Genomic DNA, 19,770 nt, shown 5'->3' with positions numbered 1-19,770 from the left:
CGCCGGCAATCGATTTTGTTCGGGGGCGGTCTTAGAGCCTTTTCCAATCTTATGAAAGTTGGAAAAACACCCCGACCGAAAGGTCGCTCAGCACAGGCCCGCCTGTTTGAGCACGCGATAGGCCTGCAGCACATCGCGGAACCGGTCTTCCGAACCTCTGTCGCCGCCATTCGCATCCGGATGGTGACGCTTCACCAGTTCCTTATAGCGCGCCTTGATCTCCTTGCCAGTCGCCTTTGTATCAAGGCCAAGCGTTTCCAGCGCCTTGGCCTCAAGCGGCTTGGCTTTGCGCTCGCGCGCCTCGCGCGGATCCTTCGGTCCCTTGAACAGGTCGAAGGGGTCACGCATGCGATTGTAGTAGCCGGCGCGGCCGGAACGCATCTGCGCCATATCGGGCGACGAACGCGTCGAGGCGCCGTTGACGCCCATTTTCCAGGTCGGCCGGTGGCCGGTCATCGCTTCCTTCTGGAAGCGCGCGACCTCGGTGTCCGGCACGCCGGAGAAATAGTTGAAGCCCTTGTTGTACTCGCGCACGTGATCGAAGCAGAAGCGGAAATACTCGCCCTCCTTCATGCGCCCGACCGGCGCCCGATGGGTGCCGGCTTCCTTGCAGCCGTCCCACTGGCAGATCGGCGAATGCGACTTCAGCTCCGCATCCTTCTCCGGGCGGATGCGAATCTTCTCGAAATATTTGGGGTACGGCTTCATCTCACCCATTTATGGGGCGTTCGCAGATGCGAAACAAGAATTGACATTTTCGCGATGATCGCCCTAACCGCTGAATCGCGGCATAAAGCGGGCGAATGGCGGATTTTGTTGCGCGTCAGCGGCTTTTGTCAGAAGCGATTCCGGTTTTATGGGCTGCTGCGCCAGCCATATGTGGTGAAGGGAGACGGCGATGTCCATACAGACGACCATGGAAGACAAGCTCAACAAGGCATTTTCGCCGGACCGGCTGGTCATCATCAACGAAAGCCATCTCCATGCCGGCCATCACCATTCTGGCTCCGACCATCACGGCACCTATGATGGCACCGGCGAGACACATTTTCGCGTCCGCGTCGTCGCTTCAGCCTTTGCCGGCATGAGCCGCATCGACCGTCACCGCGCCGTCAACGAGTTGCTCGCCGACGAACTGAAGGCCGGCGTGCATGCGCTGGCGATCGAACCGGCGGCTCCCGGCGAAAAGACCCGCTGGTAGGCCAGGTGGCCCTCGCCTTCCGCGGCGCTCAGAGCACCGCTTCGATGAGAAACGGCCCACGCCGCGACAAGGCACTGTCCAGAAGCGTGTCGAACCGTTCGCACGTGTCGGCACGGGCCGCCTCCACGCCCATGCCTTTCGCCAGCGAAACCCAGTCCAGCGACGGATGGTCGAGGTCGAGCATTCGTCTGGCATTCTCGCCTATCGCGCCGACACCGACATTGCGCATTTCGCCATGCAGGATCGCATAGGTCCTGTTGGAAAAGACGATCGTCACCACGTCGAGGTTTTCCCTCGCCTGCGTCCACAGTCCCTGCACCGTGTACATGCCGCTGCCGTCGGCCTCCAGGTTGATCACCTTGCGACCGGGACAGGCGATCGCCGCCCCGGTCGCCATCGGAATGCCTCCGCCGATCGATCCGCCCGTGCCCATCATGTAGTCGTGCGGCGCGGCAAAGGCCGACAGCGCGAAGAAACGCCGCGCCGAGGTGATCGCCTCATCACAAACGATTGCATCCACGGGAAGCTTTCGCGCCACCGACAATGCGATGGCATCTTCCGTCAGCTTGCCAGTCGGCGTTGCCTCGTCGGGGAACGCGGTGGCAAACACCGTTTGTTGCGACGGCTTTATGCCGAGCTCGTCGCGAAGCGCTTCCAGCGCCGCCTGCAGATCGTCGCCATGGCCGGCAAGCGTCAGCACCTGGCAGCCGTCGCGAACGAGCCGTCCGGGTTTTCCCGGATAGGCGAAGAAGGCAACAGGCTCCTTCGCCCCGACCAGGATCAGGACGTCGATCTCCCTGAGCACCGCCGTCGCCGCATCGACCGGATAGGGGATGCGGCTCGGCGCGACACGCCCGCGCCCGCGTTGCATCCGGGCGATCAGGACTTCGCTGAGCAGGCGGACATCGCAGGCTGTCGAAATCTGGCCGGCGATTTCCAGCGCATCGGCCCGCGCGGCGCGCCCACGGACGATCATGCCGACACGGCCCGGAGCGGCCCGGAGCGCAGCCGCTATCTTTCGCACGGCGTCCATGTCGACGGCGGGCGGTGGCGCAAGCTTGACCTTGCCGACTGAGACAGCGCCGACTTCGCCCCAGGCCGCATCCGCCGGCAGGATCAGCGTCGCGACGCCCGGAGGTATCAGCGCAGCGCGGAAGGCCGCCTCGGCCGCCGGCGCGACATCGGCCGGACCGTCGACGCGGCCGACCCAGTTCGACATTGGCGCCGCCAGGCTCTCGATATCGCTGGTCAGCGGAGCGTCGAGCGCCAGATGGTAGGAAGCGTGGTCTCCGACAATGTTGATCATCGGGCTCAAGGCGCGCCGGGCATTGTGCATGTTGGCTAGGCCATTGGCCAAGCCCGGGCCGGTATGCAGCAGCGTTGCTGCGGGGCGGTCGGTCATGCGCGCATAGCCGTCGGCGGCACCGGTCACCACGCCTTCGAACAGGCCGAGCACGCAACGCATCTCGGGTTTGCGGTCAAGCGCGGCAACGAAATGCATTTCGGATGTGCCGGGATTGGCGAAGCAGACCGTCACGTCATTGGCCAGCAGCACGTCGCACAGGACATCGGCGCCATTCATGAAATTCTCTCCCATCTGACGATTAGGAGCAATTCCAGGAAAAGTGTGGAGCGGTCTTCCGTCGGAATTGCGATGAAACAAACAGATGCAGCAATTGCACCCGCGGACGCCCACGCGGCAATATCCCGCCGCCAACTTTGATCTGAGCCAGTTCTTGTACCCGCTCAGCCGACCGTCGATTTCAGGAACGCCAGCACAGCACTGGTCAGCGCGTCGCCGTCCTCGCCGAAATCGCGGTCGATCGACATATGCGTATAGGCGCTGCCGTCGATAGGCCCGGACCATGCCGCCATTCCTGGAGAGTGCCGCAAGATCATAGGCCCTGGTGTCGTCGAGAATGAGTGCCGCGACGCCAGGCAGCCCGCCGCGCATGCCGGTCAATGCAATCAGATGGCAGCCGGCCGAATGGCCCATGCCGACAATGCGGTTGGGGTCGCCACCATGCTGGGCGATGTTGGCGCGCACATAGGTATAGGCCTTTTCGACATCGCTGGCCTGGGTGGCGACATCGACCTCGGGCAGCATGCGATAGTCGATAGAGACGAAGCAGAAACCGTTGGCGAGCAGGAAAGCCGGCTTGGCGTTCACTTGGCTGCGTTTGCCGAACCGCCAGGCGCCGCCATGGACGAAGAAGACCACGGGCAGGCCATCTGCGCCATCAGGCGCATAGATGTCGAGCTTGGCAGGGCCATAGTCGAAGGTTTTGGGAGATGGTGCAGATAGTCGCCCAGCCGCGAAAGCCGTGGCTGGCAGAAAAGCCGCCATCGAAGCCAAAAGCAGGGTTCGCCGATCGATCATCCTAGGCATCGCCGGCTGGCCTTATCCTCAGCCTGGCAATCCGGTTCTTGTCTCTCTTCATCACGACGAAGCGCTTGCCGTGGAACGTAAAAGCCTGCTTCTCCTCGGGAATCGACTGCGTCTCGTGGATGACGAGGCCGGCAATGGTGGTCGCTTCCTCGTCCGGCAGGTTCCAGTCGAGCGCCCGGTTCAGGTCGCGGATCGGCACATTGCCGTCGACGACGACGGAGCCGTCGGCCTCCTGCTTGACGCCCTGGATATCGACATCGTGCTCGTCGGCGATCTCGCCGACGATCTCCTCGATGATATCTTCCAGCGTCACCAGCCCTTCGACCTCGCCATACTCATCGACGACGACGGCGAAATGCGCCTTCCGGCGCAGGAAGGCGTTGAGCTGTTCCTGCAAGGTCGTGGTGTCGGGCACGAACCACGGTCTCGAGGCGATCTTCATCACATCGATCTTGGAAAAATCGTTGCCGACTTCATTGAGCGCGCGCAGCAGGTCCTTGGCGTGCAGCACGCCAACGATGTTGTCGAGCGAGCCCTTCCACAGGGGCATGCGGGTGTGCGGGCTCTGCAGGATCTCGCGCACCACCGCTTCCGGCGGATTGTCGGCATTGACCGAACGCATATTGGTGCGGTGCACCATGATGTCGGAGACTTCGAGCTCTTCGAGGTCGAACAGGCTGCCGACACGGTCGCGATCCTCGCGCACCACCTGGCCGTCGCGGCGGAAATCGTCGACCGCGCCGCGCAATTCGTCCTGGCTCGACCGCTGCGGCTCGATGCGCAGCAGCTCGTAGCCGAACATGGCGAGCAGGCGCGTGCGCAAGGCAACGGCCAGCAGGATGAGGACGGCAAGGACAGCAACGACGATCCAGCCGGTCTCGTTGTTCATCTCAGCCGGCTTTCCTGTTGCCCGGATGGTTCTCTTTCAGGAACGACAGCACCTCGGAAGCCGGCACGTCCTTGGCAATGAACGCCTGGCCGATGCCGCGCGTCAGGATAAACGTCAGCGCGCCGCGTGACACCTTCTTGTCCTGGGTGATGAAGGCCAGCAGCGCCTCGGCATCCGGCAGGTCGCCCGGAATATCGGCCATCCGCCACGGCAGGCCGACGGCGCGCAGATGCGCCTCGACGCGCGCCGCGTCGTCGGGGCTGGCCAGATTGAGCCGCGACGAGAACCGATGCGCCAGCGCCATGCCGATGGCGACCCCTTCGCCATGGACGAGACGGGTTCCGTCGTAGTGCGTGGCGGCTTCCAGCGCGTGGCCGAACGTATGGCCGAGATTGAGCAGCGCGCGGTCGCCGGTCTCGAACTCGTCGCGGGCGACCACGTCGGCCTTGGCGCGGCAGGCTTCGGCAATCGCCTGCGCCCTCTCCGGTCCGCCAGCGAACACCTTGCCCCAGTTCTGCTCCAGCCAGCCGAAGAACTCTGGCCGGTCGATCAGCCCGTATTTGGCAAGCTCGGCATAGCCGGCGCGGAATTCGCGGATCGGCAGCGTGTCGAGCACCCCGGTATCGGCCAGCACCAGCTTCGGCTGATGGAAGACCCCGACCAGGTTCTTGCCGCGCGGGCTGTTGATGCCGGTCTTGCCACCGACCGAGGAATCGACCTGCGCCAGCAGCGAGGTCGGGATCTGCACGAAATTCATGCCGCGCCGCACGATCCCGGCGGCAAAGCCGGCAAGGTCGCCGATGACGCCGCCGCCCAAGGCGATGACGATGTCGCCGCGTTCCAGCCCGGCGGCCAGAACGCCGTCCACCACTTCCTCGAGATGGGCAAAGCTCTTGGTTTTCTCGCCGGGCGGCAACGTTATGACTGCTGGCTGGATGCCGCTCGCTTCGAGACCTGCCTTCAGCGCGTCGAGATGTGCCGCCGCGACATTGGCATCGGTGACGACGGCGGCGCGCGTGCCTGGCAGGCGGCGCGAAATCTCGGCGCCGGCGCGCGACAGCAGCCCCGAGCCGATCAGGATGTCGTAGGTCCGGTCGCCAAGCCCGACCTCGACAACAACGGGTTCATCGGTGCTCACGATCGTACCTCGCCTGTGGCGGCAATTTCATCAATGCCGAAATGCCGGCACAGCGCCTCGATCACCTCGGCGGCGATAACCTCCTTGCGGTCGTCGCGGGTCGGCACGGTGACGTCCGATGTCGCGTAGACCGGATAGCGCTCGTCCATCAGCCGTTCCAGCACGGCGCGGGGATCGGCGCTTTTCAGCAGCGGCCGGTTCTGCTTCTTGGAAACGCGGTCCATCAAAAGGTCGAGCTCGGCCTTCAGCCATACCGACACGCCATGGGCGGCGATGGCCTCGCGCGTCTGCGCGTTCATGAAGGCGCCACCGCCCGTCGACAGCACCTGCGGGCCGTTTTCCAGCACGCGCAGGATGACGCGCTGCTCCAGGGCCCTGAATTCGGTCTCGCCGTAGCGCTCGAACAGCTCCGGAACAGTCATCCGCGAGACACTTTCGATCTCCTGGTCGCTGTCGATGAACGGTAGCGCCAGCATCGTCGCCACCTTGCGACCGATCGCCGTCTTGCCGGCGCCCATCAGCCCGACAAAGACGATGGAACGGCTGCCCAGCCGGCCAAGCAGCGCGGCGTGGTTCTCGCCTGGAGGATTTGCCGGTAGCGCGTTCATCGGATGTTTCCAGGGCCCTCTTTGCCGGCGTATCGACATGAAAAGCCCGTTTGCGTCAAGCTTGGCAAGCACCCGAGCCTGATATGAGCTGGCAAGGTCCGCATCGGAAGTTGCTGACAGGCCTCAGCTTCTTCCTTGAATTGGCCGGATTGGCGTCCCATAAGGGGACAGGGTTTGGAAACGCAGAACAAGTAGACGGGCGAAAATTGATGCCGACACTGTTTCGCTTTGTCGTGACACTCGCGATTCTGGCTGGCATTGCCTATGGTACGATGTTCGCGCTGGTGATGTTCGTCGAGCCCAAGAAGGCGGAAATGAGCGTGCGCATCCCGCCGGAAAAGCTCAATCCCAAGAAAAGTTGAATGACAAGAAAAGCTGAATGAACAGTGCTGCCCGCATCGAAGCCTTCCTGGAAATGATGAGCGTCGAGCGGGGCGCTGCCGAAAACACGCTTTCCTCCTATCGCCGCGACCTCGAGGACGCTTCCAACGAGATCGCTGGCGGGCTCGCCGGTGCCGCTGTCGCCGATATCCGCGCCTATCTCGACGATATCGCCGTACGCGGCTTTGCGCCAACCTCGCAGGCGCGCAAGCTGTCGGCGATCCGCCAGTTCTTCAAATTCCTCTATGCCGAGGGCCTGCGCGGCGATGACCCGACCGGCACGCTGGACAGTCCGAAAAAGGGCCGGCCGCTGCCGAAAACGATGAGCGAGGCCGACACCGGCCGGCTGATCGACCGCGCCGCGACCGAAGCCGGCGATGCCGGGCTCGACGATAGCGACAGTCTGGCGGCACTGCGCCTGCATGCGCTGGTCGAGGTGCTCTACGCCACCGGCCTGCGCGTTTCCGAACTGGTTGGCCTGCCGGTGACGGTGGCGCAGCGCGACGATCGTTTCTTCATGGTGCGCGGCAAGGGCGACAAGGAGCGGATGGTGCCGCTGTCGGCCAAGGCGCGCACGGCGATGAAGTCCTGGCTTGCCGCCCGCTCCAAAGTGCCGGCCTTCGCCGACAGTCCGTTTCTGTTTCCGGCCGCCTCCGACAGCGGCTATCTCTCGCGCCAGGTCTTTGCCCGTGACCTGAAAGGACTGGCCGCCAGGGCCGGCATCGCCTCGGCCAAGATATCGCCACACGTGCTGCGCCATGCTTTTGCCAGCCACCTGTTGCAGAACGGCGCCGATCTCAGGGCCGTGCAGCAACTGCTCGGCCATGCCGACATATCGACGACACAGATTTATACCCATGTGCTGGAGGAGCGGCTGGTGCGGCTGGTCAACGATCATCATCCGCTTGCCGACTAGGCCTCATATCGCTATGTGAGGACGACGTTTCACCGCCCGGAGCCTCGCATTTCAGGGTTCCGTCAGCCATTGCCTTCCGACGTATCGGTCCGCTCAAGCATGTACAATTACCTCGATTTCGAAAAGCCGGTGCAGGACCTCGAGGGCAAGATCCTCGAACTGAAGAAGCTTGCCGAGAATGGCGAGGCGGTCGATGTCGGCGACGAGATCAGCCGTCTCGAGAAGCGCTCCCGCGATGCGCTGCGCGACGCCTACAAGGCGCTGACGCCGTGGCAGAAGGTGCAGGTGGCGCGCCATCCCGACCGGCCGCATTGCGTCGACTACATCAAGGGCCTTTTCAACGATTTCACGCCGCTCGCCGGTGACCGCAATTTTGGCGAGGACCAGGCGATCGTCGGCGGTTTCGCCCGCTTTCGCGGCGAGCCGGTGGCGATCATCGGCCAGGAAAAGGGTTCCGACACGACCAGCCGGCTGAAACACAATTTCGGCTCGGTGCGGCCGGAAGGCTACCGCAAGGCGGTGCGGCTCATGGAGCTTGCCGACCGGTTCAAGATTCCGCTGCTGACGCTGGTCGACACCGCCGGCGCCTATCCCGGTGTCGGCGCCGAGGAGCGCGGCCAGGCGGAAGCCATTGCGCGTTCGACCTCGGCTTGCCTTGGCCTCAAGGTGCCGTCGATCTCGGTGGTCATCGGCGAAGGCGGCTCGGGTGGCGCCATCGCGATCGCCACCGCCAACCGCGTCTACATGCTGGAACACGCCATCTATTCGGTGATTTCGCCGGAGGGCGCGGCCTCGATCCTGTGGCGCGACACGACGCGATCGAAGGACGCGGCGACCAACATGAAGATCACCGCGCAGGATCTTCTGGAGCTGAAGATCATCGATGCCATCATCCCCGAGCCGCTCGGCGGCGCGCATCGTGGCGCCGAAACCGTGATCGCCGCGACCGGCGATCTCATCGCCAAGACGATGAAGGAATTTTCCGGCGCCAACACCGATTTCCGCGAGCAGCGCCGCGAGAAATACCTGGCAATGGGCCGCAGTCTCTGACCACAAGCACCCTTGCCCGGCCGCAATGTGGCGGCGCGGAGCATTTTTGCCACAAAAATGCCGCTGCATTCGGCTCAATGAGACTGCCGCATGGGGACGCGTCGATACTTGCGGTAAGGAATTTTCAAGGTTAACGGGCTTAGGGTCCGTCCACGCACAGTGCAGTAGCCGTGGCATGAATTGCCCCGGCGCCAGAGAAAAAGACGATATCCGCAGCCATGTTCGCAAAGCTTGCCCGCACCGGAATCCTGATCGCCGCCCTCGGCGTTGCCGGGTGCAACGATTCGTCGATGAAGGATTTCGCGCCCGAGGCCAACAAGCCGCTGCCCGACAAGATCCTCGCCGATATGAAGGCCAAGGGCATGGTCCGCACCTCCTCGGTGATGGCCCGCATCTTCAAGGAAGAGGGCAAGCTCGAAATCTGGAAGGCCAAGACCAACGGCCGCTACGACATGGTGGCGAGCTACGATATCTGCAAATGGTCGGGCAAGCTCGGGCCGAAATACACCGAGGGCGACCGTCAGGCGCCGGAAGGCTTCTACACGGTCCGCCCGTCGCAGATGAATCCGCGCTCGAACTACCATTTGTCTTTCAACATCGGCTTTCCCAACGCCTATGACCGGGCCAATGGTCGCACCGGCGCCAATCTGATGGTGCACGGCGCCTGTTCGTCGTCCGGCTGTTATTCGATGACCGACGCGCAGATCGAGCAGATTTATGCCTTCGGCCGCGACGCCTTCCAGGGTGGCCAGACCGAATTCCAGATCCAGGCCTTTCCGTTCCGCATGACCGCCGCCAACATGGCGCGCTACCGCAACGACCCGAATTACGAATTCTGGAAGATGCTCAAGGTCGGCTACGACAATTTCGAAATCACCAAGGTGCCGCCGAAGGTCGACGTCTGCGAAAAGCGCTATGTCTTCAACCAGGTTGCCGCCGACGGCCAGACGTTCGATCCGACGGGTCCCTGCCCGGCGACCACGCAGCCGGATTCGCTGAAAAGCGCCTACAACTCCTACATGAGCACCTACGACGCGGCGTTCAACGGCGCCATCAAGGCCAGCGTGCCGCCGCCCAAGCCGACCATCGCCGGCATCAAGGAAGCCAGCATCGTCTCCGACTGGTCGAAGCGCCGCGCTCGCGGTGAGCGCGTGCCGATCGATCCGCCCTCGCTGAATTCCGACGGTTCGGTCACCGAGACGGCGCGCATGGGCCGCATCGATTCGCCAGCCGGCCGCAAGATGGCGGCACTCGAGGCCGAGAAGGCCGCCAAGCAGAAGGCCGAGGAGCAGAGGCTGGCTGCCATAGAGGCCGCCAAGGCGGCCAAGGAAGCCGCCAAGGCACAGGCCCTGGCCGAGAAGGAAGCGGCCAAGGCCGCCAAGGAAGCACCTGTCGCCACCGCCACCATTTCCGCCCCCACCGAGGCCGCGCCGGCAGCCGAAACGCAGGCCGCGAGTGCCGATGAGAGCAAGGTAACAAAGCTGAAGAACAAGCTGCTCGGCATGTTCGGCGGCTGAGTTTTCCCGCCGTGACCAAGAGCGATGCTGTCTATGACCTCAAGGGGCTGAACTGCCCCTTGCCCGTACTGAAGGCGAAGAAGCGGCTGGCGGGGATGCACCCGGGCAGCAGGCTATGGATCGAAACCACCGATCCGCTGGCCGTCATCGACATCCCCGCATTCTGTTCCGACAGCGGCCACCGCCTCGTCGAAACGGCGGCGGTCGCGGGCGGCCATCGCTTTCTGGTCGAGCGCGGCGAACAGCGATCCTAGGGTCTACCGACCGGCGATCGCCAGCGGATTGTTTTCCAGCGCCGCGCGGTCGGGCGTGTCGATCGACGGCCGGTTGGTGAAGGCGGCGAACAGCCGGCGCACATAGTCTTCCGGCATGTCGAGCGTGATCAGCACCAGCCGCGTGCCGCGCTGGCCGTCCGGCCAGGACGGCAATTGCACCGGCGGATGCAGGATCTTCTGCACGCCATGCACCACCAGCGGTCGCGATGGGTCTTCGCTGAGTTCGATGACGCCCTTCATGCGCAAAAGGCGTTCGCCATGCGCCGAGCGCAAAAGGTCGAGAAACATCTCGATCGCCGAAAACGGCACCGGCCCATCATGGACCAGCGAATAGGAACGCACGCGCTGATCGTGGCGATGGCCATGGTCATGGCCATGCGCGTGATCATGGCCGTCATGATGGTGATGGTCGTGATCATGCGCCGCTTCCTCGCCAAGCCAGCGCCGCACATCGGCGGATTTGGTCGCCGGATTGTAGAGGCCGCAGTCAAACAGAGCCGCCACGCCCGTCCCCGTGTCGGCGGCATCGAGCAACTCGGCGCCCGGATTGATTTGCCGCAAGCGCACCCGCAGCGGTTCCAGTTCACGCGGATCGGTGACCAGATCGGCTTTGCTCAGCACGATGCGGTCGGCCACGGCGACCTGCTTCACCGCCTCGACATGCGCATCGAGCGTCGCATTGCCATTGACCGCGTCGACCAGCGTGATGACGCCGTCGAGCCGGAAGGCCTGGACCAGCGCCGGATGCGCCATGATCGACTGAAGCACCGGCGCCGGGTCGGCAAGGCCGGTGGTCTCGACGATGACACGGGCGAGACGGGCAATGCGGCCGGTCTGCAGCCGGTCGACCAGATCGGCCAGCGTGTCGACCAGTTCGCCGCGCACCGTGCAGCAAAGACAACCGTCCGAAAGCTGGATGATGCCGTCGGAAGCCTGCTCGACCAGCAGATGGTCGATCGCCACCTCGCCGAACTCGTTGATGATGACGGCGGTGTCTGCCAGTGCCGGATCCTTCAAGAGCCGGTTGAGCAGGGTCGTCTTGCCGGCGCCGAGGAAGCCGGTCAGCACCGAGACGGGGATCGGGAAATCCGCCATTAGGCTCTGACTTTTTGTTTGAGCATGATCTCTTCCGAAAACCGGATTCCAAGTTTCGCTGGCGCGGACCTTCGGTTCGGGATCATGCTCTAATTCGCAACCTTGACCGGCTGGTCGCCCTGGGCCGCCGAGCCCGTCACCGTCGGGTCGCCGCCGGCCGGTGCCGGCCTGTCGGGCCGCCAGCTTGGGATCGGCACGTCGGCATATTCCTGGCCGCCTTGGTCGAGCATGGCCTTTGGCGCCGGGCCGGTGGCGCCGCCGAGGCCGACGGCAACCAGTGTCGGCACATGGTCGAGCTTTTCCTGATAGGGCGACTTCGGCACGTTTTTTGGGGCGGCAGCCGGCGGCGCCTCGGACTGCTCTTCCGGCGCCTTCTTCTTGCAGATCTCGTCATGCATGTCGTTGGGCGAGACGGTGTCGCCGTACGGCGCCAGCGTGGCAATGGTCGCTGAGCCGGCGGCCGGGGTGTCAAACCCCTGGTCGAGCAGTTTCGCTGCCGTCTCGGCGCGGCTGACGGCCGATTTCTCGCCAAGCACCACCGCGACCAGCGTGCGCCCGTTGCGCGTCGCCGAGCCGATCATGTTGAAGCCGGAGGGACAGACGAAGCCCGTTTTCATGCCGTCGGCGCCGGGATAACGGCCGATCAGCAGATTGTAGTTCGGGATCGCCTTCTTGCCGACGGCCAGACCCTCGATCGAGAACCATGGCGCGTATTGCGGGAACTCCCGGCGGATCGCCATCACCAGCACGGCAAGGTCGCGCGCCGTCGTGTACTGGTCGGGCGAATAGAGCCCGTTCGGATTGACGAAATGCGTGCCGGTCATGCCGAGCCGGGCAGCTTCGGCATTCATGCGGTCGGCGAAGGCGGCCTGCGAGCCGCCGACATTCTCGCCGACGGCCATGGCGATGTCATTGGCCGACTTGACCAGCATCATCTTCAGCGCATTGTCGAGCCGCATCACCGAACCTGGCTTGAAGCCCATCTTGCTTGGCGGCTCGGCGGCTGAGTGTTTCGTCACCTTGATCGGCGAATCAAGCTGGACCTCGCCGGCCGCGATCGCCCGGAAGGTCACATAGGCGGTCATCAGCTTGCTCAGCGACGCCGGATACCAGCGCTTGAAGGCATCCTGCTGCTGCAGGATCTTGCCGCTGTTCAGGTCAAACAGAACCACTGGATTGGCCAGCGCCGGCCCGGCCACGGCCGAGAGCACGATTGCGCCAGCCGAGAATAGTTTGAGGAAATGCCTGTGCCGCATGATCAAATCCGAAATCGCCTCTTGCCGTAATCGCCCCTGGCTCCGTAAGATTTCGTTACACGATCGCCAGCATAATGGGTCCGACCCTCAAAAACCGGACCGCATCGTTGCGGTGCTATTTACCCTATGTGACGCCAACATGGCAAAGTGCCTGACGATCACAATTGCAAGGTGGCGGGCAATACCCGCCTGCTCGAACAGCGAGATGGAATTATCATGCCAATCCTGAACCGTGCCGCCGAAATGCAGGACGAGGTCGCCGGCTGGCGACAACATCTGCACCAGACGCCAGAACTGAACTTCGACGTCTTCAAGACCGCCGCCTTCGTCACTGAGAAACTGAAAGCCTTCGGTTGCGACGACGTGGTGACCGGCCTCGGCAAGACCGGCGTCGTTGGCATCATCCGCGGCCGCCAGGGCGAAGGCCCCACCATCGGCCTGCGCGCCGACATGGACGCGCTGCCGCTCAACGAGATCACCGGCAAGCCTTACGCTTCGACCATTCCCGGCAAGATGCATGCCTGCGGCCATGACGGCCACACGGCGATGCTGTTGGGTGCCGCGAAATACCTCGCCGAGACACGCAACTTCACGGGCTCGGTGGCGGTCATCTTCCAGCCGGCCGAGGAAGGTGGCGGCGGCGGCAACGAGATGGTCAAGGACGGCATGATGGAACGCTTCGACATCTCCAAGGTGTTCGGCATGCACAACATGCCGGGCCTGCCTGTCGGGCAGTTCGCCATTCGCCCGGGCCCGATCATGGCGGCGACGGCCGAGTTCACCATCACCGTGAAAGGCAAGGGCGGCCACGCGGCGATGCCGCACGGCACGATCGACCCGATCGTCATCGCCAGCCAACTGGTCGGTGCACTTCAGACGATCGCCTCGCGCAGCACCGACCCGGTCGAGGCCGTGGTGGTGTCGGTGACCAAGTTCCACGCCGGCGATGCCTACAACATCATTCCGGAATCCGCCGAAATCGCCGGCACGGTGCGCACCTTGAGGAAGGAAATCGCCAAGAAGGCGGAAGAACGCATCCGCGCCATTTGCGACGGGCTGGCGACCGCTTTTGGCGCCAAGATCGAGGTCGACTACCGGGCAAACTACCCCGTGACCTTCAACCATGCCGAAGAGACGGTCTTTGCCAGCGACGTCGCGGCAAACGTCGCCGGCGATGCCCATGTGCACCGCGGCATCCAGCCAGTGATGGGCGGCGAGGATTTCTCCTACATGCTGGAAGCCCGCCCCGGCGCCTTCATCTTCATCGGCAATGGCGACACCGCCGGCCTCCACCACCCGGCCTACGACTTCAACGACGAGGTCATCCCGCACGGCATGAGCTATTGGGTGAAACTGGCGGAAACCGCACTCGCTGCCTGATGCCATCCGCCGAAAGGGCTGGCCGATTTGCGTTCGGCCGGCTCTTGGCGAAACGATCCGAAGCGGCTATGTGTCGGGCCGCGTGGTCCCGTAGCTCAGTAGGATAGAGCGGCAGATTCCTAATCTGTAGGTCACAGGTTCGATTCCTGTCGGGATCACCATGGTTTCACAGCAAAGATGACCGAGGGCAGTCGGCTCGAAAATTCGATCGACATGTTCATAGGTTAGTCGAAGCTGCGAGCATTTGAGCCCACAGCCTCGGCACATCCAGCTTTCAAGCTTCTTTACGCGGCAGCCTGGATTGGCGGCCCGGTGAATTCGCATCCGAAGGCAGATGCCAGTGCATCTATCTCCGCCTTGTGCTGCGGTATCTGGAGTCCCCGCTTGGCGACGCTGGCAAAGAAACCCTCAAATCCTACTGGCGTCACGCACGTCACGAAGCGGGCCGCCGTGTCGCTGGTAACGAGGAAGGCATGTTCCTTGCCACGGGGTATGAACACCGTATCTCCCGCTTGACGCATGAAGCTCTCGCCTTCAAGCCAGAAACGGGCTTCCCCTTCAACGATGTGGATGATCTCGTCCTCATTGCGGTGGATGTGGCGAGGCGGGCCGGATTGCGGCTTCACGACAGCCGAGAACATGCCGAGCAGACCATTCGTTTCGGTTGGCGTGATGAGGATGGTGTACACCGACTGGAGCCATGAGACGGAGGTTCCGGCGGGGAATGCGTCCACAGTCTGATACATTTTGTTTTCCTTCGTGCTGTTCAGGTCAAGCGAAGCCGGCCAGCGTCGTGGTGACTTATCGTGCGAGTTTCGGCATAATCGAAATTGATTGTTGCTATCCTAGGTATTGACCGTGTGAATTTCCGAACCTTTGATTTGAATCTCTTGCGCGTGCTGGACGGGATGTTGGCGATGCGCAACACGACCCGAGTGGGAGAATCGATCGGGCTCAGCCAGCCTGCGGTCAGTTCTGCCCTCCGGCGCTTGCGGGATGTTCTGAACGACCCGCTTTTCGTCCGCCAGGGGCAGGTGCTGGTGCCGACCGACTTCGCACTGTCGCTGCAGGAACCCGTCCGCTCGGCGCTGAACAATCTCGAATCGGCTCTCTCGGGCGGAGGCGATTTCGACACTGCTCACATCAGTCGAAATTTCGTGATCGGCGCATCAGACTTTTTTCACGAAATGCTCATGCCGAGACTTGCCGGCATCGTTTCGATGCAAGCGCCGAATGTCAGGCTAAAGCTGCTGGCAGCCGAAACAGAGACGTTTGGCGTCATGCTGACGGCGAACCGTTTCGACATGGCGTTGTCGATCGGCGTGGACACACCGGCATGGGTGGAGCGCAGCCCTGCATTCAGGGCGTCTAACTCCGTGGTCGCGCGGCGCGGCCATAAGCTGCTTGGATCATTGCAGCGGCGCGATACCCTGCCACTCGATCTGTTTTGCGGGCTTCCACAGGTGATCTTTTCGGTGACCGAGGAATTCACCCATTTCGAGGATGCTGCCCTTTCACGGATTGGCCGGGCAAGGCATGTGCAAATGTCCGTGCCTGGCTACTATGGAGTCGGACGGATCGTTGCGCAGACAGATCTTATTGGAGTGCTGCCGACCCGCTTCGCCCTGTCGGTCGCGGACAAGCTTGGGCTCGAAATCTTCCGTCTGCCCTTCGAAATGCCTTTGGTGGAAATGTTCCTGTACTGGCGCTCACGCGATACGACCAGTCTCGAACAAGGCTGGCTGCGCTCGCTCGTGCTTGATTTGTTGTCGCCTCTGGACGAGGTGCATTTTCCGATCCGCCCGGACGATAGAGGACCGCTCTGAGGTGCCGTTGTTGTGCCGATTCAGGGTTGATATGCCAGCGGAGTGAAGGAGTTCGGCAGCGCAAATTTGCCAGGCCGCCGACCTGAGCGACAAAACCCGCCACTGAGTGAGCGTGCCAGCGACAGAGACTTAACGAGGGCCAGCCAGGGCTTACCGGCCGCTGGATGTGATCTGCCCAAATGCCAAGACTGCGGAAAAGAACACGAATGCAGCAGACACAGAAATCACGATGACGAGTGAATCGAAAGGCATGAGCCGCTCTCCCATTTTTAAGAAAGCGTAGGTCGTGCTGCTCCTTGGACTCTTGATCCAAGTCAAATGGGCTCTATCCCTCCCGGAACAAAAAAGCCCGCCCGGCCCGAGAGCCGGGCTGGGCATTTACCAAGGCACGAATTGGTCAGGCTTCCTGTCCATCACCAGGGCGACGCCTCGAGCCGCAGCCATCTTTGCGATAAGAGCCTCCAGATCGGCATCCGATCGCATCGATCCGGTTTTCTGTCGGAGCAGGGAAACCGCCTCTGTGACAGAGAGGGGGACTTCCCCCTTTGGCTCGCTCAAGATTCTGTCGGCTGCAGCCGCAACGTTGCAGGTCTCTGGTGCAAGCTGAATCCTCATGGCTACCTCCATTACAAAGGTCGCGCCACGTGAACTCCGCAACCCAATTACGGTTCCCACCAAGCAGCAAAAACGAGCCTGCCGGCGTCGCCCTGCCGGCGCTCAGGAGCGCGAGGCGACAAGGGCGCCGCAGGCCAGCCCGCCCTACAGGTCAAGTACACCGGCCTTCACGCGTTGAGCCATTTCTAGGTGTCATGGCTGATCAATCGCAGGAAAGATGGCGGCTTGGGTTTGCCGGTGAAGATGGTGCAAGAGCGTTTGGGCCACAGTTCCATCACGTTGATCATGGACACCTACGGCCACGTGTTCCCGAGGACTGATGATGCCGCAGAGCCGGCGAATACCGAGGCCTCGCTGCTGCAGCGACTGCGACATGGCGACGGCAAGGCCTTGACCTATAATGATCGGAGGAAGTTCCTAATCTGCAGGTCAAGGGATCGATTCTTGTCTGGATCATCATGCTTTTCGATCGTTTAGCGAAGAATCGCCGCACTTTTGCGAAGATTTAGTCATTGGAGAGGACGAAACCATCCCGCCCGCGTGCGCGCATTTGATAATTGTCGGGTCTCGGAGGTGAGAGAGAATCCCCGCCTGCATTGGCATTTCGGCATTCGTCTGCTGCATTGGCTGACCGTGATCGCGCTTGCGGCGCAAATCACCATGGCCTTCGGACCGATGAACGGGCCGGGTATGGCGACGATGAACTGGCTTCCGCTCCACATGTCGATCGGCGCGACGATCTTTGCCATCATCGTGCTCAGGCTTTGCTGGCGCGTCTGCACCCAGGCTCCTGTCAGGCAAACCTCACGGTTCGCGCGGTTTGCGACAGCTTTCTTCCACGTGTCTCTCTACGTCGCGATTCTTGCCGTCCTGATAACGGGATGGCTGGGCTACCGGCCAATGCCCTTCATGCCGCCCGCACGGCTTTTCGGAACCTTGCCCGTGCCGTTAGCGCCATCCGTCGGCGCACTGTCGGCAAGGGGTTTCGCGCTTGTCCATGCAAAGCTGGTCTGGATAATGCTTGGGCTTGCCGGTGTTCACATCCTGGGTGCTCTGGCGCATTTCGTGCTGTTGCGCGATGGCGTCATGCGAAGCATGGTCTTCAGTCGGCCGAACACGGCCTCGCGGGGATAGAACGTGGCGCTTGCGGGCGACGATGAGGGCGGCTCCTCACGCCGTCGCCCACAATCCCCCCGCAACGATCACCGCATAGCGTGCGGCCTTGCCTGTTGCGACAAGAACGACGAACACACCGAGGTTCACGCGTGCCGCGCCCGCCGCAATGGTGAAGGCATCCCCGACGACCGGCAACCAGGCAAACAGCAGTGTCCATTCGCCAAAGCGTCGGAAGATTCGGCTTGCCTGTTCATAACGATCGGCAGTGACGGGGAACCAGCGCCTGTTCCGGAGCGAATCGATGCCCCGCCCTAGAACCCAGTTCACCACGGAGCCGAGCGTGTTGCCGATCGTGGCGACCACGAGGAGCAGTCCCGGATCACCGCGGCCCGCGACGATCAGGCCAGCGAGCACCACTTCCGACGAGACCGGCAGGATGGTTGCGGCGAGGAACGCGCTGAGGAACAGCGCGCCATAGAGCGCCACCACGAGGGAACTATGCCTGCACGTCGACAATGCCCATCATGCCGAGCTGCTCATGCTCGAGGATGTGGCAGTGATACATCCTCGGCCCCGGCCGGTCCTGCCGCAACAGCAGCCGCACCGTCTCTCCGCGCGCGACGTTGACGGTGTCTTTCCAGGCGCGATAGGCCGGCTTTGATATCTCGCCGCCGCGTTCGTGCTCGACCACCTGGAACTGCGTCCCATGCACATGGAATGGATGATCCATGTCCGCCTTGTTGACGATCTCCCAGAGTTCGACCTGTCCAGCCTTGGCGACGATGTCGACGCGCTTCATGTCGAAAGCGGCGCCATTGATCAGGAACCCCATCTCCATGCCGGTGGCGTTCATGGTCATGGTTTCGGTGAAGACGAAGCGGCGGCTGACGGCAGGAGCGCCGAGTTGCGCGATCGGCCGCAGCCTGTCGGGCAATGGCGGGACCGGCTCGGCCGGCGTCTGCGAAACGTCGACCGTGAACAGCGTCAACCCGGCATCGGCGGGACGTCCAGCGCCCATCCAGCCGCGATCGTAGTCGAGCGTTTGCAGCGTCGCGGTGCCGGGCTTCTCGAAGGAGACGATCAGTTCAAGCCGTTCCGCCGGGCTGAGCAGTATGTCGTCGGCCGCGACCGGCGCCTCCAGCAGACCGCCGTCCGTTCCGATGATCGTCATCGGCGCGCCGTCGAAGGAGAGCCGCAAAAAGCGCGCGTTGGTCGCATTGTAGAACCGGAAGCGCCGCTTCGTGCCGAAGGGGACCGTCAGAATTGGATTCTTCTGTCCATTGACCAGCACATGGTCGCCGACGCGCCCATTCATCAGGTCCGTCATCGTGTTGTCGGGCAAGCTGCCATCGGCCGCAAGACGCAGGTCGGTGAACACCAGCACGGTGTCGCCATAGGCGGCCGGGATCGGATCGGCCTTCGGCTTGACCACGAACGCACCGGCAAGGCCGCGATAGACCTGCTCGGCCGTCTTGCCGTGCGGATGCGGGTGATACCAGTAGGAGCCGGCGCTGCCTTCCGGCAGGTCGAAGCTGTAGGTGCGATCGGTGCCCGTCGCGACCGGGTCCATGGGATTGCCGTCCTGGTCGGCCGGCACCGGCATGCCATGCCAGTGGATGGTGCTCGCCTCGTCCGCAATCCGGTTGGCGAAGGTGATCTCGACGCGGTCGCCCTCGACCGCCTCGATCAGCGGCCCCGGGCTGGTGCCGTTGTAGCCGAGGATGGGCGTGTCCAGCCCTTCCGCAAAACGCACCGTGACGGACTCAGCCGTCAGCTTCGCCTTGAACAGGCCGGGCGTGCTGGCTTCATTGGCGAGGCGGGACAAGTCGCGAAGGACTTCTCCTTCCGGCAGCACGGCCGCGCCTTGCGGCGCGGCGCCCATATCCATGCCGGGCATGTTGTCCATCTTCATCTGGGCGGTGGCACGCTTGCTGACGAGAACCGTCGCAAGACCTGCCGCCAGAAAACCGCGTCGATGCATCAGTCGTCTCCTCGATCAGCCATTGAACGCCAAGGTTGATCCCAAGAAGACCGCCGATGCCTGGCCGGGTCAATGCGGCGTTTGGGCTGCCTGGTCGGCCTAGCGTTCATGGCCGCTGGAAAGCTCTTCGATGATCG

Annotated in this window: 19 protein-coding genes, 1 tRNA gene and 2 pseudogenes; 11 read left to right on the top strand and 11 right to left on the bottom strand. The window is 62.9% G+C overall.

The genetic code is table 11. The features are described 5' to 3' along the window. Window positions 1-87 precede the first annotated feature (87 nt). The gene (locus AC56QQ_RS06425) at window positions 88-717 is read right to left on the bottom strand and encodes a J domain-containing protein (protein ID WP_091584801.1); all 630 of its coding nucleotides are present in this window, start codon (window positions 715-717) and stop codon (window positions 88-90) included. A gap of 181 nt (window positions 718-898) precedes the next feature. Between AC56QQ_RS06425 and AC56QQ_RS06420 the strand changes: the two genes are divergently transcribed. Further along, the gene (locus tag AC56QQ_RS06420) at window positions 899-1,201 is read left to right on the top strand and encodes a BolA family protein (protein WP_091584799.1); all 303 of its coding nucleotides are present in this window, start codon (window positions 899-901) and stop codon (window positions 1,199-1,201) included. 28 nt (window positions 1,202-1,229) lie between these two features. Here the strand turns inward: AC56QQ_RS06420 and AC56QQ_RS06415 are convergent, their stop codons facing one another. From AC56QQ_RS06415 to AC56QQ_RS06395, 5 genes and pseudogenes are all read right to left on the bottom strand, one after another. Next, window positions 1,230-2,783 carry an acetolactate synthase large subunit gene (locus tag AC56QQ_RS06415; protein ID WP_497125964.1) on the bottom strand — a complete coding sequence of 518 codons (1,554 nt, stop codon included), beginning with the start codon at window positions 2,781-2,783 and terminating at the stop codon, window positions 1,230-1,232. A gap of 164 nt (window positions 2,784-2,947) precedes the next feature. After that, window positions 2,948-3,581, bottom strand: a pseudogene (locus AC56QQ_RS06410) (alpha/beta hydrolase). A gap of 1 nt (window position 3,582) precedes the next feature. Beyond that, on the bottom strand, window positions 3,583-4,479 hold the full coding sequence (locus tag AC56QQ_RS06405; protein ID WP_489858045.1) for an HlyC/CorC family transporter: 897 nt from the start codon (window positions 4,477-4,479) through the stop codon (window positions 3,583-3,585). A gap of 1 nt (window position 4,480) precedes the next feature. Continuing rightward, window positions 4,481-5,617, bottom strand: coding sequence for a 3-dehydroquinate synthase (gene aroB / locus AC56QQ_RS06400; RefSeq protein ID WP_497125963.1), 1,137 nt, complete (start codon window positions 5,615-5,617; stop codon window positions 4,481-4,483). Further along, a complete protein-coding gene (locus tag AC56QQ_RS06395) occupies window positions 5,614-6,225 on the bottom strand; it encodes a shikimate kinase (protein ID WP_489858047.1) in 612 nt (203 codons plus the stop codon). Before AC56QQ_RS06395 ends, aroB begins: the two co-directional genes overlap by 4 nt. A gap of 209 nt (window positions 6,226-6,434) precedes the next feature. On the opposite strand from AC56QQ_RS06395, the gene AC56QQ_RS06390 reads away from it, so the two are divergent. The 5 genes from AC56QQ_RS06390 to AC56QQ_RS06370 all read left to right on the top strand — a co-directional run bounded on the left by AC56QQ_RS06390 (window position 6,435) and on the right by AC56QQ_RS06370 (window position 10,343). Beyond that, on the top strand, window positions 6,435-6,587 hold the full coding sequence (locus tag AC56QQ_RS06390) for a histidine kinase (protein WP_256751812.1): 153 nt from the start codon (window positions 6,435-6,437) through the stop codon (window positions 6,585-6,587). 17 nt (window positions 6,588-6,604) lie between these two features. Then, on the top strand, window positions 6,605-7,522 hold the full coding sequence (locus AC56QQ_RS06385; RefSeq protein ID WP_497125962.1) for a site-specific tyrosine recombinase XerD: 918 nt from the start codon (window positions 6,605-6,607) through the stop codon (window positions 7,520-7,522). A 99-nt stretch (window positions 7,523-7,621) separates the two neighbouring features. Further along, a complete protein-coding gene (locus AC56QQ_RS06380; protein WP_091584785.1) occupies window positions 7,622-8,572 on the top strand; it encodes an acetyl-CoA carboxylase carboxyltransferase subunit alpha in 951 nt (316 codons plus the stop codon). 218 nt (window positions 8,573-8,790) lie between these two features. After that, a complete protein-coding gene (locus AC56QQ_RS06375; protein WP_497125961.1) occupies window positions 8,791-10,089 on the top strand; it encodes a L,D-transpeptidase family protein in 1,299 nt (432 codons plus the stop codon). A gap of 11 nt (window positions 10,090-10,100) precedes the next feature. Further along, complete coding sequence (locus AC56QQ_RS06370) at window positions 10,101-10,343, top strand: sulfurtransferase TusA family protein (protein ID WP_489858050.1); 243 nt, start codon at window positions 10,101-10,103, stop codon at window positions 10,341-10,343. Between the two features lie 3 nt (window positions 10,344-10,346). Here the strand turns inward: AC56QQ_RS06370 and AC56QQ_RS06365 are convergent, their stop codons facing one another. Beyond that, entirely contained in the window at window positions 10,347-11,459 is a 1,113-nt protein-coding gene (locus AC56QQ_RS06365) for a CobW family GTP-binding protein (RefSeq protein WP_497125960.1), read from the bottom strand. Window positions 11,460-11,548: 89 nt separating this feature from the next. Beyond that, window positions 11,549-12,715: a D-alanyl-D-alanine carboxypeptidase family protein gene (locus AC56QQ_RS06360; RefSeq protein ID WP_091584777.1), complete on the bottom strand. Its 1,167-nt coding sequence runs from the start codon at window positions 12,713-12,715 to the stop codon at window positions 11,549-11,551. Between the two features lie 216 nt (window positions 12,716-12,931). On the opposite strand from AC56QQ_RS06360, the gene AC56QQ_RS06355 reads away from it, so the two are divergent. Beyond that, window positions 12,932-14,095, top strand: a complete 1,164-nt coding sequence (locus tag AC56QQ_RS06355; protein WP_497125959.1) for a M20 aminoacylase family protein — start codon at window positions 12,932-12,934, stop codon at window positions 14,093-14,095. An 84-nt stretch (window positions 14,096-14,179) separates the two neighbouring features. Next, window positions 14,180-14,256, top strand: a tRNA-Arg gene (locus tag AC56QQ_RS06350). Window positions 14,257-14,379: 123 nt separating this feature from the next. Here AC56QQ_RS06350 and AC56QQ_RS06345 read toward each other — a convergent pair. After that, on the bottom strand, window positions 14,380-14,784 hold the full coding sequence (locus AC56QQ_RS06345; RefSeq protein ID WP_497125958.1) for a cupin domain-containing protein: 405 nt from the start codon (window positions 14,782-14,784) through the stop codon (window positions 14,380-14,382). 141 nt (window positions 14,785-14,925) lie between these two features. On the opposite strand from AC56QQ_RS06345, the gene AC56QQ_RS06340 reads away from it, so the two are divergent. The 3 genes and pseudogenes from AC56QQ_RS06340 (at window position 14,926) to AC56QQ_RS06330 (ending at window position 17,670) form a co-directional block, all read left to right on the top strand. Next, window positions 14,926-15,921, top strand: coding sequence for a LysR substrate-binding domain-containing protein (locus tag AC56QQ_RS06340; RefSeq protein ID WP_497125957.1), 996 nt, complete (start codon window positions 14,926-14,928; stop codon window positions 15,919-15,921). Window positions 15,922-16,668: 747 nt separating this feature from the next. After that, window positions 16,669-16,896, top strand: a pseudogene (locus AC56QQ_RS06335) (site-specific integrase); the annotation flags it as partial. A 213-nt stretch (window positions 16,897-17,109) separates the two neighbouring features. Continuing rightward, window positions 17,110-17,670: a cytochrome b gene (locus AC56QQ_RS06330; RefSeq protein WP_497125956.1), complete on the top strand. Its 561-nt coding sequence runs from the start codon at window positions 17,110-17,112 to the stop codon at window positions 17,668-17,670. 36 nt (window positions 17,671-17,706) lie between these two features. Here the strand turns inward: AC56QQ_RS06330 and AC56QQ_RS06325 are convergent, their stop codons facing one another. After that, window positions 17,707-18,141 carry a YqaA family protein gene (locus AC56QQ_RS06325; RefSeq protein WP_497125955.1) on the bottom strand — a complete coding sequence of 145 codons (435 nt, stop codon included), beginning with the start codon at window positions 18,139-18,141 and terminating at the stop codon, window positions 17,707-17,709. Window positions 18,142-18,148: 7 nt separating this feature from the next. Next, on the bottom strand, window positions 18,149-19,633 hold the full coding sequence (locus AC56QQ_RS06320) for a multicopper oxidase family protein (protein WP_497125954.1): 1,485 nt from the start codon (window positions 19,631-19,633) through the stop codon (window positions 18,149-18,151). Window positions 19,634-19,770 lie beyond the last annotated feature (137 nt).

The sequence above is a fragment of the Mesorhizobium sp. RCAM 05099 genome (assembly GCF_059683685.1).
This window is presented reverse-complemented; position numbering and strand designations above follow the sequence as displayed.